Raw genomic sequence first — 16141 nt, 5'->3', positions numbered from 1 at the left:
GAGCGGCGAGGGCCCGCGCCGGCACGCCGGTCAGAGAGGGCCTGGATCATTCACGACGACCCCGGATCGAGGTAACGTCTATAGAGTCGCCACCCGCTCACGCCCGACCCAGGAGCACGAATCCCATGGCCCTCGACCACGCTTTCCTGCGCACACCACAGGACTTCAGCAGCATGCTCATCGAGATGCAGGAAGGCAGCTGGCCGCCGGACGAGGCGGACATCATCCGTATCGCCCAGGGGTGCTCGATGCTGATCGAGTGCATCGACGCCTGGGAGAGCGCCACGCACGGCAAGAACGTCTTCGACGTCGCCCGCGGAGAGATTTGCACGGCCGACGTACGGCGGCTCCTCGCCCAGGAGGTCTCACTGAGCTACGAGGGCGACGTCGCGGTGCTGCTGGTGCCGCCTGCGGACGAACGTGTGCGCGTGGAAATCCGGGCCGACGTCGACGAATACCAGGGCCTGCTGCGCCGTCCGGAGATGGTCCTGGATTGGGAGCAGGATGGCAAGCAGCACGAGCACTACATCTCCCTCAAGCCCAAAGGCGCGCACTGGTACATGCTGTCGCAGCTGCGCGACGACATGAAGGAAGGCCGGCTCACCGTCCGGTCGTAGCGGCCAGGCCGTGGGCCTCCTTGCAGCCTCTGGAATGAAAATCAGCCCGTTGCCTGATGGCAACGGGCTGATCGTTTCGACTACAGAGGGGCGCAGGTCAGCGGCCCAGGTTCACGGGACGGCCGGTTTCGCCATTCCGACGCGCCGGAGAGCCGCATTCACTGCGGCGATTCTTCTTCAGTATCGTTGGCACTGCCTGTCAACTCTGCGCGTCGGGCCTCAAACAGCATTTCATTGATTGCGAACTCCGCGTTCCCTGACCACGCTTCGCTGCCGAATGCAGTGATGTCGTAGTACTCGGGGATGCCGTCGCCTTCCGGATCGGTAAAGCCAACCCCAAGGTCGTCGCATTTCAGCATGACCTTCCGCTCGCCATACGAAGCCGTCAACTCCCAGTTGCCGAAGTAACTGCCGTAAAGGGTGAGATCCAAGGGGACCCCGGCAACGTCTACCAGCAGATTGGAGGATTGACTCCTCCTCTGTTCCGGCCAAGACGCCAGACCATCAAGTTCGACGGTGATCCCCGGGACCAGAGTAAGAGCATCCATGACGTTGTCCAGCGCGTCACTTTGCTCCCTCCAGCCACTTCCACCTGCATCGACATAGCAATTTGTCACCAGCGCATCCTCAGCTGACGTGGACCCCGCGGGCAGGGAAATATCCGCTCGCAGAAGGGCCCTTGGAACAGTTGCTTCCTGCGTCCTGGTGCTTCCACGGCTCCACGGAGATTCCAGAAGACCTGCGATCCTCACCTCCGCAAGATAGAAGGCCGTGAACGTCAATGCAGTGGCGTCCTGCTTGGTGTGGTTGAGTCCGACGAGTTTGGCCGAGGCGGCATCGACGTCGAACGAAAGGGAGGAAATATCGTCGGGTACCAGATCCTCCCAGTCACCCATATTCCCTTCGCTGATCGTGACGTCCCGCAACAGAACATTGCCCTCGTAGGCAAGCCGCAGAGCCAAGCTGAGCCCGTCGGCATCACTTGGAACTGAACCAAATATCTTTTCGGTGGCCCTCCTGAGATCGCTGAAGATGTGGGGACCTTCGGTCCCGAGCCACTGCTGATAGGCGGTGCGGGTGTCCTTATCTGCCGAGACAACTACATACTCCAGGTCCCGGCTTCGCCCCTCATGGATGTACGCCCGGAGGTGAGCACTGTCGGCTGCGCCGGTTTTTACCTCACTCTTTCGTTTGGCCGGTCCTTCCAGCAGGATCTGGTCACGAAGAGCTTCATGGGCAAAATCTGCGGTACTGAGGACACGGATGCTGGACCCCAAGGATGTGATGACCCCGCTCAGGTCCAGCGCGATGTCTTTGGCTGTCTTTTCATCCGGGACCTCCACCGAAAACCCGGCACTGTGAAGCTTCTTTGTCGCAGCCCGGAGTGATACGTGGTGGCCGTGTAGGTGCTGGCCCCATTCCCAGATAACGGTGTCCGTTACCCAGATTTCAATGCGCCCGTGCTTATCAGCGCGGGAACAAAGAGACCTCAGTGTTTCCATGCCGGGCGCTTCGGCGAAGATGTTTGTGTCGAGCGCGATTGCTCCGACGCGGCTGAAGTTCGGATCGGACCCGGCAGCAGTTTCCATGCCCTGATCGTCGGGCAAAGTTCACCGATTCGACAAATTGTCCCGTCACAAGCCACCCTTTTTACGGTTCGCGGAGACGCACCCCAGGACCGTTCGCTGTATTCCAGTGCGTCACGGCGCTCATCGGATCGGCCGCCCTTCCCGCTCGCGCTCGAGCTTCGCCTGCTTCTTCGTCGCCTCCCGCACCCGGTCCCGGACGAAGACCGCGTCCTTGTGCGTGATCGGAGCCTCGTGGACATTGTGCGAGCCGCGCAGGAAGTTGCTCGTGCGGTCCGCGATCGAGTACGCGAGTGCCTGCTCGATCGCCGCGCTGGTCTCCTTTACCTCACCCAGCTGCCCGTGCAGCGCGGCCAGGCCCTGGGTCTGCTCACGGCCCCTCCGCTCCAGGGATTCCATGCGCGCCGCGATGCTGCCCAGCAGCGGATCACGGGAGCGGAACAGCTGCGCCGCGCGCCGGGTGGCAGCATCAGTCGCCAGTCCAAGGTCGAGCTGGGCCAGCAGAAAGGCCGTGACCAGGCTTGCCTGGCTCAACCGCTCGGCGAACTCGCGGGCTGCCGTGTCGCCGACACCGAGCTCACGGACGGCCGCTGAGCGCAGCTGCTCCCGCAGCGCGCCGACGATTGCCTCGGGCAGGGCCCGGACGGCAGGCTGGCTCTTCACGCCGTCGAGCCGGAAGCCGCTCTGTGGCAACGACTCGCTGCCCTCGTCCCCTCCGCCGGAGCCGCCCCTGGCCGCCGCAGACTGCACGGCCTCCTGATGGTCGGTGTGCTGGAGCGGGACGGGCGGGAGGAGGTTGGCATCTTCCGGCGGCGACACCGGGAGGGCCGCGGGGTGTGCTTCGGCGTCTGCGTCGTCGTGCACCTGCGGCATCGCTGCTTTGTCCACGGCGACGGCGTCGCTCTGGGCCGGGGGAGTGGCGCTGCCTGCTCCCGAGCCTCCACGCTGGCCGGCACCGGTGTCCCGGTCAAGGTTCTCGGCGCTCTGCTGCGGGGCCTCATCCTTCTCCGGCGTGTCCTGCTCCGGCTCCGCCGGCTGTGCCCCTTCCTGGGCCCGCTTCAGGCCCTCGCTCCCGCCGGTCCGGTACGCATCGAGGAAGGACGTGTCGACGTCCATCAGCTCGTCGGTGGACGGCATGATCTCGTTCAGCCCCTGGCTCACGTCAGCTCCCCGTTCTCCTCGTCCAGCAGATAGTTGTCGCCCCTGGTCAGCCCGAGCAGGGAATCGAAGCCCATGGTCACGACCCGCTCGAGGTTGGCGTTGTTCGTCGAAAGCGCCTTGAGCTCGTCGACGACCTGGTTGATACGCGCGGTGAGCAGATCAGGGATGTCGAAGTCGAGATTCTCGCGCCGGATCTTCTCGGCGATCGCCTCGGCGTAGTACTCGTTGGCGGAGGGGTAGCCGCGCCGCTGCGCCCAGTACTCCGCCCGCTGCTTCTCGTCCGAGGACAGGCGGGTAAAGACCCGCTCCCTGCGGTCGCTGCCGTTCTGGTCGATGCTCGGTCCACCGGACCTGGTCGCAGCCCGCGCAGCGGGAGGCGCAGCCTTCGGCTCGTCGACGACGGTCATGTCTGGCCTCTCCTGTCATATTCGACTGATGTACGAGTCCATTCTAACGTCATTCGATTGTCTGTCACGAATGATTGGGCAATGACTTGTGACAGACCTTTGCGGAGAGGTCGGGCAGAGAGGTGGAGTCATCTGCGTCACCCGGTCAGCGCCTGATCGCGTGTCCCAGGCGGCCTCGGTTCCTCGACCCCAAGGCCGGGGCCGCTGAACGTTGGTTCGCACCTCCCGTTCGTGCGAAAAAGAGAAGGCCCCGACGCGCATGAAGTGAACTGGTCCCCGGAAGTTGGACTGGTTTAGATAAAGGCTAGGCCGCGAGGGCCTGAGTTCGGTATTGCACCGGGCTCAGGCCCTCGAGCTTTGTCGAGATCCTCTCGTTGTTGTACCAACTGATGTACTCGTGCAGCGCTGCTTCAAGTGCATCGGTGCTGAGAAACCGGACGTGATGGAAGAGCTCTTCCTTGAGGTGGCCAAAGAAATTCTCCATCACCGCGTTGTCGTAGCAGTTGCCTTTGCGGGACATTGATTGGATCGCGCCGGCACCCTCCAGAAGGCTCCGCCACGAGGCATGGCGGTATTGGAAGCCCTGGTCCGAATGCACGAGCGGCTGCTGACCAGGCTCCAGACAGGTCAGGGCCTCACCCAACGAAGTGTTGGTCAGAGCCAGGTTCGGGGATGTGCCGATGGTGTGGGAGATGATCTGCCGGTCGAAGAGATCCATGACCGGCGAGAGGTAGAGCTTGCGGTCTCCGATGCTGAACTCTGTCACGTCAGTGACCCACTTCTGGTTCGGTGCCGCGGCGTTGAACTCTCGGTTTAGCAGGTTCGGTGCGGTGGTGCCTTGCTCGCCTTTGTAGGAGTTATAGCGTTTTCTCCGCCGGACCTTGCAAAGCAGCCCGAGTGCCCGCATGAGTTTCAGCACGGTCTTCTTCGCGACCGCCCAGCCTTGCTTGCGCAGTTCAGTGTGGATGCGGCGGTGCCCGTAGCGGGCATGGTTCTTTTTGAAGATGTCCGTGATGGAGGACTTGAGTTCCTCTTGCGGGTCCGGGGCCTGAAGGCGGGCCTGGTGGTAGAAAAACGTTGATCGGGCTAGACCTGAGACCTGCAGAAGCGCCGGAAGCGGGAAGTCAGCCTTGAGGGCGATAAGGGCCTGGACCTTCACCGTTGTTTTTGAGCCCTCAAGGCCCGCAATTTTCCCAGATAGGCGACTTCCGCCCGCAAGCGCTCGTTCTCGCGCCGCAACCGCTCTAGCTCTGTTGTTTCCGTCGGCGGTGGGCTGTCGGGCTTCCGAGGCCTGCCTTTGGCCTTCGGGCGCAACGCGTCGGCGCCATCGCGGCGATACACGCGAGCCCACGTCTTCACCAGCTCCGGAGAAGACAACCCAGCTTCGGCAGCGAGATCTGACGCGGCTTCGCCCGCCATGAACCGCATCACCAACGCAAGCTTAAAGTCGAACGAGTACGACTGTTTCGTCGGCTTGGTCACCAGCGCTCCCTGACCACGAATCCTCCACCGTCGATACAGTTTTCTGATCGGCCAGCGCGACACGCCCAGCAACCTGGCAGTGGCCGTGTCAGCAAGGCCCTTCTCAAACCACGCTACAGCGGTCTTGCGCTGATTCTCCGATAACGACCTGCTTGCACACATAAAACTGCTCCCCGGGAGTCCGAACTGAATTTCTCAGTCCAACTTCCGGGGAGCAGTTCAAGCGCACCGGGGCCTTTATTCCTGCCCGCAGTCCCAGAGCCCAGGCCTGTCCGGTCCGCCCGGCAGTTGCTCCACGTTGCGTGCCGTTCCCGCCCGGGCGTACGATTCCATCGAACATATGTTCGAAAAGGAAGTGGACATGCAGGCCTCGCAGCCAGAACCGTTGGCGCTCGACGAGCCGCTGATACTCCCGTTCGCGCCGGAAGCCGTCGCCTGCGGCTTCCCCAGCCCTGCAGAGGGATATTGGTCCGGGGACCTTGATCTTGTCCAGCACCTGGTCCGGGACCCAACATGTACATTTGTCTGGCGTGCAGCCGGCCATTCCATGACCGGAGCCGGAATCAATGACGGCGACCTGCTGCTCGTGGACCGGGGGATCGATCCCGTTCCGGGCAAGATCGTGATCGCCGTCGTTGACGGCGAATACACCGTCAAGCGGCTGGACGTCATCCAGGGACGTACCGTTCTCGTGGCAGAGAACCTTGACTATGCGGACGTCGTTCTCCACGAACACACCGAGATGTCAGTCTGGGGCGTGGTCACATGGATTCTGTCTCCTGCGAAAACCAAACGTGGTGTCAGACCCCGCCTATAGTCTCCAGCCGTGGCAATGACGACTCTCACCCCAGCATCCGATCAAATCGCTCTCGTAGACTGCGTCTCCTTTTACGCCAACGCGGAGCGCGTCTTCGACCCCACGCTGCATGACCGGCCGACCCTTGTCCTCTCGAACAATGACGGCTGTGTGGTTGCCGCGTGCCCGCTGGTGAAGGAGCTCGATCCTGACATCATGGGCAAGCCGTGGTTCAAGATCCGCGGCTGGTGCCAGGCCAAGGGCGTCGAAGCCAGGTCATCGAACTATGAGCTCTATGGCTCGCTGAGTGCACGGGTTGCCACCATTCTGGGCCGCTTCAGTGCGTGGCAGGAAGTGTATTCGATCGACGAAAGCTGGCTGAAGCTGCGGGGCGCTCCTGAAGAACTCGAATCACGGGGACAGGAGATCCGACGGACTGTCCTCCAGCTGACCGGAATTCCTGTCCGCGTCGCGATCGGTCCCACGAAGACCCTCGCCAAGGTAGCGGCTCTCGGCATCAAGAAAAACCCCGCGTTCAATGGAGTTCTCGATCTCCGGCGGTTTTCGGAGGAGCAGCTTGACCGGATCCTTGACTCCCTCCATGTGACTGACCTCTGGGGCGTCGCCGGGCGTAACGGCAAGCGCCTGGCTGCGCGCGGCATCCACACGGCCAGAGAACTGCGTGACGCTGATGCCAAATGGCTCCGCAAACGGTTCTCCGTCGTCATGGAAAGAACCATCCTGGAGCTGCGCGGGCAAAAATGTATCGGGCTGGAGACCCAGCCGCCGGCTGCCAAGGACCAGCTGATCTATTCCAGGAGCTTCTCGCGCAAGCTTACGGACCCTGACGAGATGCATCAGGTTCTGTCGATCTACGCCCAGCGGGTCTCAGCCCGTCTTCGGGCCCAGGGGTCCGTCGCCGGCGTGCTCTCGGTGTGGGCTTCGACCGGCTGGGCCGACGAAGGAACCGTCCCGCATTCAGCCCACCGGGCTGTTCCGCTGGCCATGCCGACCGATGACCCGATCGCGCTTACGAAAGCTGCCAGTGTGATCCTGCCTGATCTGTTTCCGACCGCCGGTATCCGCTACGCCCGTGCAGGAGTTGTACTCACGGGACTGCGCGCGAGTGACGGCGTTCAGTTCCTACCTGTGTTCCAATCCGAATTCGAAGATCGGGGAGTAGGGAAGGTACTTGACGAAATCACGAGAAAGCTCGGCGCGCAGGCAGTGGGTGTGGGCCTGGGTGGCATGAAGACCCCGCCGGCGTGGGAGATGAAGCGCGCCATGCTCTCGAAGCGCTGCACGACCCACTGGGACGAGCTGCCGGTCGCTGTGGCATAGCGGGGTAAGGGAAGCGCAGGACCTCAACAGCACCCGCGCCGGCAGCAAACTCGAGCAGCGACCTGCCACATTAAAGCGCGGCTTCGAGTTCCTCCGAGGAATACCCGAACATGTAATCCTCATCCTTACCGTGTGAGGCCCAGATCTGAGCTGCATCGTAAACACTCAGCGCCTCGCTGTCGTCATCGTCATCGTCATCTAGACCGTAGCGACACTCAAGGCAGTACATCTCGGAGTAAACAAACTTTTTCACCAGGGGCGTCCCACAGTTGGGGCACGGGGGCGTTTCACCCTCGTAGACATCGATCTCGTCCCAGCTTTTTTCCTTCTTCGCAAGGAAATCAAAGATACCCAAAGGCCCTACCGTCCCAATACGTCCCGCCGAAGCCGTTTCTGATATGACATAAACCGCTGACGACAAGCACAACCGCAATTTTCGACACGGTCAGTATCGCATGCGCCTGTTAGGTACTACCTCCACGCGAGTAAGGCGATACCTGGACGAACTTTGTCTCGGTGCCGCCGGGACCGTAGTGCTGCACGCGCTGGTGCCCGCTGACATTATGCTCGGTCGGAGACTTTCTGCTGGCCTCCTCGCCGATGCCCTCGAAAGCCGCCTCCGTGAACTCAGGGATTTTCTCCCAGACCGCCGCGCTGACCTGCTTGAATGCTTCGGGCGACCTCAGTGTCAACAACGTGACCGCGCCAGCAGCCGCAAGAGCGCCAACGGCGAGACCTGTCTTGAAAGCCGGATGATCCTTGATCCGCTGCCAGCGGGTCGGGCCCTGGCTCATATCCTGCTCGCAGGCTCCGGCGGCCTCAGGGTTGGGCACTTCAATGGGCTCAGACTGGACTGACTTGTCCTTGGGCTGCTGAAGACGTGATGGATTGAGCGGCTGCGCCCGATCGAACGGGCCTTCTTGATCATGACCGGGCACTCAGGCAGTCTAGCCTTTACCGGCAATCCCAGTCTCGCTCCGGTCTTAGGCAGGCTACTCACTGCGCATGCTGTTACTTGACAGCTTTCTCTTCTCCAACGGACAGAGGACGGCCGGGCAGGGCTCTATGCTCAGAGCTATGGAGGTTGAATTGACCATTGAAGATGCCCAGGGCGAAATGATGCGCGTCAGCGCGACAGGCCCCGACTATGGTACCACCCTGGCCGCGGCGAAGGCCAAAATCCCGGAAGGATCCCGGATGATCATCATTCGCGTTCCGGACCGTGAGGTGTAACCGTTTCAGTATGCTCCTCCGCCCGGATACCCTGCTGAATTCACCTGGCCCCTTCCCAGCAAGGTCCTGGTCCGGCCTGAAGCAAGCAGTCCGGAATCAGGAAGCACCAGCCATACAACCAAGACAGCGCCCGTCAAGGTTGGTCATTGCCAGGTCTGGCCACACCAGCAACGGCCCTCTTTGTGTTCCTGGATGACCAGGACCCGTTCCTCGCCGAGCAGAATGATGTCTTCGTAGCTGAGCATGCCTCCAGTGCAGCATCGGTTGCCGACTGCCGATAGGGGAGTCCTGACGTATGTGGAAAACCGCAGGGACGATCAAGCTCGTTCCGGTATGCCCAGCCGCCTCGATCCGGTGGCCTTCAACCTCCGTCCGAACCGGGCCTATCATGAGGGAGGGGGACACCTATTGGCCGCTTGTCGGGACAGGTCATGGCACCACACAACGCGAATAGGCGGGACAACCGCATCCCTGGAATTGCAACATTGCGCCCCGGGCACCGCATCAGGGAAATACGCCAGGACCTCCATGACCGACACCCTGCCCGGGCCCGCTACCAGGTCATTGCTGCGCAGCATTCGGTCGCCGGCGGGGCACCACTTGTGCCCCCGGCCTCGGATGAATACCAGATCCGTCTCTACACGCGGTCCCGCAGCGGAGACGTAAGGGTGCGACTCGCCGCGGTCAGGGAGGCCATAGCAACCTCGCCATATGTCTGGGAGGACCTCGCCGACGATTGCGTGCGGGAATGGGTTGAGCCTTCGATTGAGGACGATGTGCTGTTGTCGGCTGCACTGGTGTCTCTGGGAACTTTGAGCGCCGAGGAACGCCCTTATTTGGGCAAGTTCGTGGTCGAGGAGATCTACGAGATTCTGACAAGTGCAGAAGCGGAATACTGGCACCGGGCCGTATCCGGCAGACGGCGGCACTGACCGAATCAGCCTGGTTCCGAGATCCTAAGCTCTCAGAGCGGACCAAACATTGTTCTTGAACCTATGAAGCATGGGCCTCTCGGCTGAACTCTGCAAGAATCACGGCATGGTCGACCGCACTGCGTCCGATGAGCACTACGTGCTTGACCTGTGCGACGGCGTCCTCGGCATGAGCAGCTGTCGCCAAGCGACGTTCGATTGGCTCCGCGGCGACCCGTCCCCTTTGCGACCCCTCGGCACCAAGCTACCCGTGGACGGCTTTTGGTCCGATCTTAAGCTCGTAGTCGAGTTCCAGGAGGAGCAGCATTCGAAACCGTCACCGTTCTTCGATCGGCGGCAGACCGTCTCTGGTGTCGGTCGCGGCGAGCAACGTCGCCTCTACGACGAACGCAAGCGCCTTCTTATCCCCGAACATGGATTGAAGCTCATTGTGATCGAGAAGTCCGCGTTCATCGTCAAGTCGAAGCGGATCCGGCGCGACCCGACGAGGGACATTGCCGTGGTGCGCGCGCACCTCGGCAATGCGCAGCCAAAACGGCTCTAGTGCCGACGTCGCCATCGAAGTGCTGTGACGCGGACTCCGCTCTGGAATGCTGCCATCTGGGTCTTGCTATGACTTCGGCAGCTTTGTGACCAGGAAAAGAAGAACCGGTGCGAGTATGCACCGGTTCTTCTTTTTTGATCGGTAGAAGCCAATCAACGGCAGGACGAAAAGCCGCGATGGATGAGCCTCAGACGTTGGCGCTGGCCGTGCAGTCCACGAGTGCCGAGGTGAAGTCCTTCGACTTCCAGATCTTCTTGTCCTCGTCCTTCGGCAGGAAGTCCGAGATCGATCCGGCCCCTATTGGTGCGCCGCCGGCGAGGAAGCGCAGCGTCTCCTGCGAGAACCCCGCCTGGAAGACGACGCCCGCCAGGCAAGCGCCCGAGGCTGCATAGGTCTTCTTCTGATCCTCGTTCAGCGCATAGGCGGAGAACGTCGAAACGAGCCCCGCGGTCAGCTGCGAGGAGGAGCTGATGCTCGTGCCCTGGGGCACCGGGAACTTCGGCGTGAGATCCGGCTGCCGGGCTTGGGGGAGCTCCTGTCCCTGATTCGGCGGCACGTAGACCTGATCCTTGCCGTCCTTGCCGTCCTTGCCGTCCTTGCCGTCCTTGCCGTCCTTGCCGGTCGTGGCATCCGGGGCCGGGGTCGGCGGGATCACCGCGTCGACGCAAACGTCGAACTTGTCGCCCAGCTCAGGGGAGAGCATGATCGCGGCGTCCATCGCGCTGACCTCGCGCAGGCCATTTGCCACCGCGGCGATGTCGTCGCTGCCCTTGCCCACGATGTAGGCCTGCGCGGCGTCCGAGAGCTTCTTGTCTTGGGCGGCGCGGACCAGGCACGCGCCGCCGTCGGTGCTCTTGGCCCCGGTGCCCTGGAACACGAGCCGGTCCAGCGCCTTGCCGAGGTCCTCGCTCGTCACCTTCGCCGCGCTGGTGCTCGGGCTCGGCGACGGCTGCGCCGTCTCTGAGCCGGCGGAGCATCCGGCGAGCAGGCTGCCCAGCACCGCCAGTGCGGCGGCGGACAATGCCGCCTTCCTCGTCATCGGGGTCTTCATCGCCATGGCCTCTCCTGTCGGGTCGATGTCTGCGCCGGATGGCACAGAGCCCGCATCCGACTGGTCTTCCAGTACATCTTATCCGATAGACCAATCGAATGGTCTATCGGATGATGCGCGAAGAGCGACACAAAAGACGGCTGACAGAAGGTCTGCGCCAGGCCCTGGCGATGCCTGGTATCGCCAGGGGGCAGCTGGGCTGGGAGGGATCAACGGAGTTGATCCGGACGGGTGCTCGACGCGTCCCGAGCGCGTCACCCGGTCCCTGGGTGGGCCGGGTCGGGACGGCATGCCGCGCCCGGACGACGCCGACCCGAGAGAGGGACTGCCAATGACCCGGACGACTGTGCCGACGGACCTGATGCCGCGCTGCCAGATCGCGGACCCGCAGGTGCAGGAGCACCTGCCGTGCCAGCACCACGAGAGCGGCGGCGTGCAGTGCGAGAACCCCGATCCGCACACGGACGATCACTGGATCTCGGAGCACACAATTTCCCACGCGCTGGCCGGAAACGCCTACGCCTGCACGGCATTCGACCCCGCAGAGCCGGCCCGAGCCGTCCAAGGGCCTGTCCAGACCTACACCGAAAAGCAGATGGTCGACGCGCTCCTGCGCTGCGCCGCGGACCGGGACAGCCTCCCGCGCAACGACTACATCCGCCGCAGACACGACGACGAACCATCCGCGCCGCTGCTGGAGCGCCGGTTCGGCTCCTGGAATGCAGCCCTGGAGAGAGCGGGCCTGAACACCACCGAGCAGCCGCTGCACTTCCAGGGCGCGACCACGAAGTGGACCGAGGAGATGATCCTCGACGCCCTGCGCGAGTGCTGGATCAAGACCGGCTCCATCGCCGTGCTCGCCTACGAGGCCTGGCGCACCGGCGGCACCGACGGCATTTGCCGGACCCATGTCCCGCCGGCGGCCACCATCCGGTTCCGGATGGGCAGCTGGTCGCGGGCCACGCAGCTCGCCGTGGGCTGAGCCGGCGGCCCTGGCGCGGGTGGCTGCCATCCCGCTCATCCCACTGACCGCACACAGACCGAAGGACTCCATCATGACGATCGCCCGCCCCCTCCATGACGTCATCGACGACGCACCGCCGTCGGACGCCATCGCACAGCAGATCCAACTGCAGGCCGCCGCTGCGCTCCTGCCCGAACAGGAGTGGTGCGGCGGCTGCACCCCCGGGGACGATCCGGTGCCCGATGTCGAGGGCGGCATCCCTGGCATGCCGCAGGACGTCGTCCTGCGCACGACGGAGCCGCTGCCGCTGCCCGCGGACTGGAAGGCCGCCTGGGGCCCGGCCCCGCTCTACGACATCGCCTACCTCGCCTGTGGGCACACCGTTGCCCGCCGGGCCTCCTGACCCGGGGCAGGGATGCAGCGACGCAGCGCAGCTGCGCCGGGGGACTCATCGACTGAACCATCGACCAGTGAAGGAGCGTCCCGCTCATGCCCATGACACCACTGCAGAGCTGGGCCCTCATCGTGCTCCTCGCCGTCTTTGTGCTCGGGCTCATCTGCCTCTACGCCGAGGCCGAGGCTGCGCTCCGGCGCAGACATACAGACAAGGTGGCAGCACAGCAGCCGCAGGCCGAGGAGGCAAACAGCTCACTCGTTCCCATTCCTATACCCACCGCCCGCCCGACCCTTCGTCTCATCCAGGGGCAGGGCCAGGGCTCCGCGAGGTCCCGTCGCGGTCCCGCCGAGGTCTACGACTGGGCCCGCCGGGGAATCTAAAGAGACCCCTTCCGGCCCCTGGCCTCCTGCGGGGCTGGGTCAAGACTTCATGCGGCCCACCGCCGCACCACGAACAGCCCCGGGCCGTCGCGAGAAGCGCCGGACACACCGTTCCTGCCGCAGCCCGGCAACGAAGCCACGGCGGCCCGGGGTCAACAACCATTCACCTGCCCGTGCAGGCATCGAAAGCGAGAAGAACCATGGACCAGACCATCGCACCGCCCGTCATCAGGCACAGCGTCGCCGTCGACTTCGGCGTCATCGAGCTCACGGGCACCCTTCAGCACGCCGACGCCCAGCGCAGCCTCATACTCCTGACCGACGAGGCCCCCGAGCGCATCTCGGTGAACCTCGAGGCATATGGCCTCGTAGCCGGCCCGGGGCGGGTGTTCATCAAGGACTGGTCGGAACACGCTGGCCTGGCCGAGCGCCTGCAGGATGCGGGGCTCGTCCGCATTATGCGCTCCGTGACCGTCGGCCCGTTCGCCTCCACCGCCCACGAGGTCGAGGTGACGCTCTGATGGCCGCGGACACCCATGCGCTGAGCGTCCTGAAAGTGAACACCGGCCACCTCGAGAAGATCGAACAGCTCCAGGGGCGGATGCTCGCCCTCGGCGAGGAACAGCTGGAGGTCGAGCGCCGCCAGCTCGAGGCCCAGGACACGCAGAACGTCCTCGCCTGGCTGCAGCTGCAGCAGGCCCAGGGACATACACCCGACCCGACGCTCATGGACCTGGTCCGCCGGCGGCTGCGGATCTGAAGCAGACAGGAGAAACGCCATGGACAACATCATCGAGAGCACCGGAGTCCTCATCACCACTCTTGCCTTCATGATCTGCCTCGCGTGGCTGGGCTGGTTGCTGTTCCGGCGACGGTTCCCGAACCGGGACGGGCAGATCGCGTACCTGGAGGAGGACTACCGGCGGGCCTGCGAGAGCGGAGACGTGGCCGCGGCCGATCAGATCGAGGCCGAACTCTGGGATCTGGGAGCAGCACCGGGCTGGCCTGGGGCCGGGCGTACCGGGTTCGATCAGCGCAGCTGATGCGGGACCCGTGATGCAAGGGCATCTGGGATCAACGCAGTTGATCCGGAAGGAGCACTGAGGAGCGCTCGATCAGCACAGCTGATCCGAGTCTTCATTCGAAAGATCATCGTCTGATCAGCACAGCTGATCCGGATGGGGGTCTGAGAGACAACCGAACACTTCAACTCACCATCGCGCGCGGAGCAGGGACACTGCCCGCGCGTTTCGTGCACAACGAGGAGAAACACTCATGTCGAACCCCCGCAACTCCGCCACCGTCATCGGCCGCCTGACCAAGGACCCGGTCGTCTTCAACAACCAGGACGGCTCCAAGAAGGTCGCGTTCACCCTGATGGCCGACCACAACTACACCGACAGCCAGGGCAACCGCGGCGCTGACGCTGTGCCGGTCGAGGCTTTCGTGCGCGCGACCACCAACGGCATCGGCCCGTTCGCGAGCATCCACAAGGGTGACCTCGTGGCCGTGAACCTCAAGCTGCGCCAGGACCGCTACACCAAGAACGGTGTCGAGGTCTTCGAACTCAAGGCAGTCGTCGAGGACATCACGTTCCTCGAGCCCCGCTCGGTGACCCAGGCCCGCGTGAACGAGCGCGTCGCTGCCGCCGAGGCGCAGAACCAGGCCCTGCAGACCCAGCCGGCTCCGGCTCCCGTCGCAGCCGCTGCCGCACCGCAGCCGGCCGTCGCCAGCGCCGTCCACAGCGAGGAGCTGCCCTTCTCCTGAGAAGCGCGCCCCGCACCCAGCACAACCCACAACTGAATAACAACCGAATAGGCGGCTCACGCACGCCGACAGTCCCCGTCCGAGGAGCCTCGGGCTGCTCGGACGGGGATCTGCTTTCGCTGGCCGCCGTCCTGCCCTGCCCCCAACGTCATCAGCCAAGAGAAGGAGTTCCGCCATGCAGATCGTCGCCGACGCGACCGTCGAGGCCACCGATCACGACCAGGCCCTGCACGCAGGGCTCACCGCCGTCGTCGGCTCGGTGATCACCGACCACCCCGGACCGGATGTCGAGGCCATGGTCGACGACGTCGTCACCGCCGTCATCCAGAAGCTGCGCCTTCACGCCAGCCAGGTCTTCGTCGCCGATCACGGCGGCACCCGCCCCGTGGAGCGCTTCCGCACCGTCACCGGGCGGATGGACCTGGAGGACCCGGAATGAGCCTGGTCCAGCAGCTCGAGCCCGCCGCCGAGGTCCAGCCGGCTGCCGGGCTTCCCGCGGCGGCGCGGATCCTCGCCGAGACGTATCCCCGGATCGTCGACTTCGACCCCAGTGGGATGACGATCGAAGAAGTGCACTACTTCCTCGGTGAGTCGGCTGCCGTAGCCTTCTTCCAGTTCCTGGTCCTCACCAAGCGGTGCAAGGCCGCCGTCGGGATCCGGCGCTGAGAGCTTCCGTGCAGAGCGGTTCGATCCCTCCGTGGCTCCGGCCCCACCAGCGCCCCGCGCGCCCTGCCCTGCCCTCCCGGCAGCAGCGGCGTGGCGGGGCGCTGTCTTTTCGTTCAGGTTTCGTTCGTGGCCTGTGTGGAGGGGATCGGCACAGCCGATCCGGATCTGACGACGAAGGACAACGTCCCCGTCCTGCCACACTTCACTGGAGGTCCGCCATGTCTGGTCTCAGCTGCCCCAACGATGGCGCGCCGATGGAGTCCGACGCCCCCGCCACGGCCCGCGAACGGGCCGGCCGGCGCGGTTGCGCCTGCACCCACACCTGCCCGGAGTGCGGCTACTCCGAGATCCGCTGATCACCACCCATCGACCGAGGAGGGGCCATGTCGACCTCCGTGCAGCACCGTCATCACCGCAACCACGACCACACCCTCACCGGCTTCCTGTCCGCCGTCGCAGCGGTCTTCCAGGAGCTGAACGCCGCCGACGACGCCGACGAGCTCGAGCGCCACGTCGGCTGGGTCTCGCACTCGTGCGAGCCGGACTACCAGGTGCTCGTCGAGCTGATCGGCCCCGCGCCGGGCCTCGCCCTGCAGCTGGTCATCGACCTGGACATCGACTCGACGGTCGCCTCCGCGCAGATCGTCGGCACGGCCGATGACGAGTCGTTCACGACGGACGTCGAGGTCGGAGTCCGGTTCCTGTCCCATCTCGTCGAGCACCACCTCGCGCCAGCGGCCAGGCCGTGCGACGGCTGCACGGCTCCGGACTCCCTGCGGGCACCGACCTGGAAGTGAGTGGCGAACGGCTCCTCGTC

General features: G+C 64.1%; 24 protein-coding genes and 1 pseudogene. 17 read left to right on the top strand and 8 right to left on the bottom strand.

From position 1 onward, the window contains the following. Positions 1–125 precede the first annotated feature (125 nt). A complete protein-coding gene (locus tag ACNAOU_RS13190) occupies positions 126–617 on the top strand; it encodes a hypothetical protein (RefSeq protein WP_056387674.1) in 492 nt (163 codons plus the stop codon). A 158-nt stretch (positions 618–775) separates the two neighbouring features. Here ACNAOU_RS13190 and ACNAOU_RS13185 read toward each other — a convergent pair whose 3' ends face one another. The 5 genes and pseudogenes from ACNAOU_RS13185 to ACNAOU_RS13165 form a co-directional block, all read right to left on the bottom strand. Then, positions 776–2206 carry a hypothetical protein gene (locus tag ACNAOU_RS13185; protein WP_284975260.1) on the bottom strand — a complete coding sequence of 477 codons (1431 nt, stop codon included), beginning with the start codon at positions 2204–2206 and terminating at the stop codon, positions 776–778. 120 nt (positions 2207–2326) lie between these two features. Then, complete coding sequence (locus ACNAOU_RS13180) at positions 2327–3319, bottom strand: hypothetical protein (RefSeq protein WP_422757061.1); 993 nt, start codon at positions 3317–3319, stop codon at positions 2327–2329. Positions 3320–3360: 41 nt separating this feature from the next. Next, positions 3361–3771: a hypothetical protein gene (locus tag ACNAOU_RS13175; RefSeq protein WP_208294365.1), complete on the bottom strand. Its 411-nt coding sequence runs from the start codon at positions 3769–3771 to the stop codon at positions 3361–3363. 304 nt (positions 3772–4075) lie between these two features. After that, positions 4076–5122, bottom strand: a complete 1047-nt coding sequence (locus ACNAOU_RS13170) for an IS3 family transposase (protein ID WP_422757060.1) — start codon at positions 5120–5122, stop codon at positions 4076–4078. Further along, positions 5116–5190, bottom strand: a pseudogene (locus ACNAOU_RS13165) (hypothetical protein); the annotation flags it as partial. The pseudogene ACNAOU_RS13165 and the gene ACNAOU_RS13170, both read right to left, overlap by 7 nt. 424 nt (positions 5191–5614) lie before the next feature. Between ACNAOU_RS13165 and ACNAOU_RS13160 the strand changes: the two are divergent. Together ACNAOU_RS13160 and ACNAOU_RS13155 are read left to right on the top strand one after the other, a co-directional pair. Further along, a complete protein-coding gene (locus ACNAOU_RS13160) occupies positions 5615–6070 on the top strand; it encodes a LexA family protein (protein ID WP_133830793.1) in 456 nt (151 codons plus the stop codon). Between the two features lie 15 nt (positions 6071–6085). Then, complete coding sequence (locus ACNAOU_RS13155) at positions 6086–7390, top strand: Y-family DNA polymerase (protein ID WP_422758684.1); 1305 nt, start codon at positions 6086–6088, stop codon at positions 7388–7390. A 70-nt stretch (positions 7391–7460) separates the two neighbouring features. Here ACNAOU_RS13155 and ACNAOU_RS13150 read toward each other — a convergent pair whose 3' ends face one another. Next, positions 7461–7745 (bottom strand): hypothetical protein, encoded by a 285-nt coding sequence (locus ACNAOU_RS13150; protein WP_139126767.1) that lies wholly within the window; start codon positions 7743–7745, stop codon positions 7461–7463. 109 nt (positions 7746–7854) lie between these two features. Then, on the bottom strand, positions 7855–8328 hold the full coding sequence (locus ACNAOU_RS13145) for a hypothetical protein (protein WP_133830791.1): 474 nt from the start codon (positions 8326–8328) through the stop codon (positions 7855–7857). Between the two features lie 151 nt (positions 8329–8479). Here ACNAOU_RS13145 and ACNAOU_RS13140 point away from each other — a divergent pair, with 151 nt between their 5' ends. From ACNAOU_RS13140 to ACNAOU_RS13130, 3 genes are all read left to right on the top strand, one after another. Continuing rightward, the gene (locus ACNAOU_RS13140) at positions 8480–8623 is read left to right on the top strand and encodes a hypothetical protein (protein WP_156400145.1); all 144 of its coding nucleotides are present in this window, start codon (positions 8480–8482) and stop codon (positions 8621–8623) included. Between the two features lie 431 nt (positions 8624–9054). Then, positions 9055–9555, top strand: a complete 501-nt coding sequence (locus ACNAOU_RS13135) for a hypothetical protein (protein ID WP_133830790.1) — start codon at positions 9055–9057, stop codon at positions 9553–9555. Positions 9556–9661: 106 nt separating this feature from the next. Next, positions 9662–10099 carry a hypothetical protein gene (locus tag ACNAOU_RS13130; protein WP_133830789.1) on the top strand — a complete coding sequence of 146 codons (438 nt, stop codon included), beginning with the start codon at positions 9662–9664 and terminating at the stop codon, positions 10097–10099. 187 nt (positions 10100–10286) lie between these two features. On the opposite strand, the gene ACNAOU_RS13125 is transcribed toward ACNAOU_RS13130, so the two are convergent. Further along, positions 10287–11156, bottom strand: coding sequence for a hypothetical protein (locus ACNAOU_RS13125; RefSeq protein ID WP_284975263.1), 870 nt, complete (start codon positions 11154–11156; stop codon positions 10287–10289). Between the two features lie 325 nt (positions 11157–11481). On the opposite strand from ACNAOU_RS13125, the gene ACNAOU_RS13120 reads away from it, so the two are divergent. The 11 genes from ACNAOU_RS13120 (at position 11482) to ACNAOU_RS13070 (ending at position 16121) form a co-directional block, all read left to right on the top strand. After that, entirely contained in the window at positions 11482–12132 is a 651-nt protein-coding gene (locus ACNAOU_RS13120) for a homing endonuclease associated repeat-containing protein (protein WP_284975264.1), read from the top strand. Positions 12133–12205: 73 nt separating this feature from the next. Further along, the gene (locus tag ACNAOU_RS13115) at positions 12206–12517 is read left to right on the top strand and encodes a hypothetical protein (protein ID WP_285247728.1); all 312 of its coding nucleotides are present in this window, start codon (positions 12206–12208) and stop codon (positions 12515–12517) included. 86 nt (positions 12518–12603) lie between these two features. Next, positions 12604–12891 carry a hypothetical protein gene (locus tag ACNAOU_RS13110; protein WP_133830787.1) on the top strand — a complete coding sequence of 96 codons (288 nt, stop codon included), beginning with the start codon at positions 12604–12606 and terminating at the stop codon, positions 12889–12891. 200 nt (positions 12892–13091) lie between these two features. Further along, positions 13092–13412: a hypothetical protein gene (locus tag ACNAOU_RS13105; RefSeq protein ID WP_284975266.1), complete on the top strand. Its 321-nt coding sequence runs from the start codon at positions 13092–13094 to the stop codon at positions 13410–13412. Further along, positions 13412–13651, top strand: a complete 240-nt coding sequence (locus tag ACNAOU_RS13100; protein ID WP_133830785.1) for a hypothetical protein — start codon at positions 13412–13414, stop codon at positions 13649–13651. The genes ACNAOU_RS13105 and ACNAOU_RS13100 overlap by 1 nt, the downstream gene beginning before the upstream one ends. A gap of 19 nt (positions 13652–13670) precedes the next feature. Next, complete coding sequence (locus ACNAOU_RS13095; RefSeq protein ID WP_133830784.1) at positions 13671–13934, top strand: hypothetical protein; 264 nt, start codon at positions 13671–13673, stop codon at positions 13932–13934. A gap of 232 nt (positions 13935–14166) precedes the next feature. Beyond that, entirely contained in the window at positions 14167–14658 is a 492-nt protein-coding gene (locus tag ACNAOU_RS13090) for a single-stranded DNA-binding protein (RefSeq protein ID WP_021473537.1), read from the top strand. A gap of 175 nt (positions 14659–14833) precedes the next feature. After that, the gene (locus tag ACNAOU_RS13085) at positions 14834–15097 is read left to right on the top strand and encodes a hypothetical protein (RefSeq protein ID WP_133830782.1); all 264 of its coding nucleotides are present in this window, start codon (positions 14834–14836) and stop codon (positions 15095–15097) included. Beyond that, positions 15094–15324, top strand: coding sequence for a hypothetical protein (locus tag ACNAOU_RS13080; protein WP_056387625.1), 231 nt, complete (start codon positions 15094–15096; stop codon positions 15322–15324). Before ACNAOU_RS13085 ends, ACNAOU_RS13080 begins: the two co-directional genes overlap by 4 nt. A gap of 218 nt (positions 15325–15542) precedes the next feature. Then, the gene (locus tag ACNAOU_RS13075) at positions 15543–15680 is read left to right on the top strand and encodes a hypothetical protein (protein ID WP_156783993.1); all 138 of its coding nucleotides are present in this window, start codon (positions 15543–15545) and stop codon (positions 15678–15680) included. Between the two features lie 27 nt (positions 15681–15707). Beyond that, positions 15708–16121, top strand: a complete 414-nt coding sequence (locus tag ACNAOU_RS13070) for a hypothetical protein (protein ID WP_056387620.1) — start codon at positions 15708–15710, stop codon at positions 16119–16121. Positions 16122–16141: the final 20 nt, after the last annotated feature.

The sequence above is a fragment of the Paenarthrobacter sp. C1 genome (genome assembly GCF_049315185.1).
GTDB classification, from domain to species: Bacteria; Actinomycetota; Actinomycetes; order Actinomycetales; family Micrococcaceae; genus Arthrobacter; species Arthrobacter nicotinovorans.
This window is presented reverse-complemented; position numbering and strand designations above follow the sequence as displayed.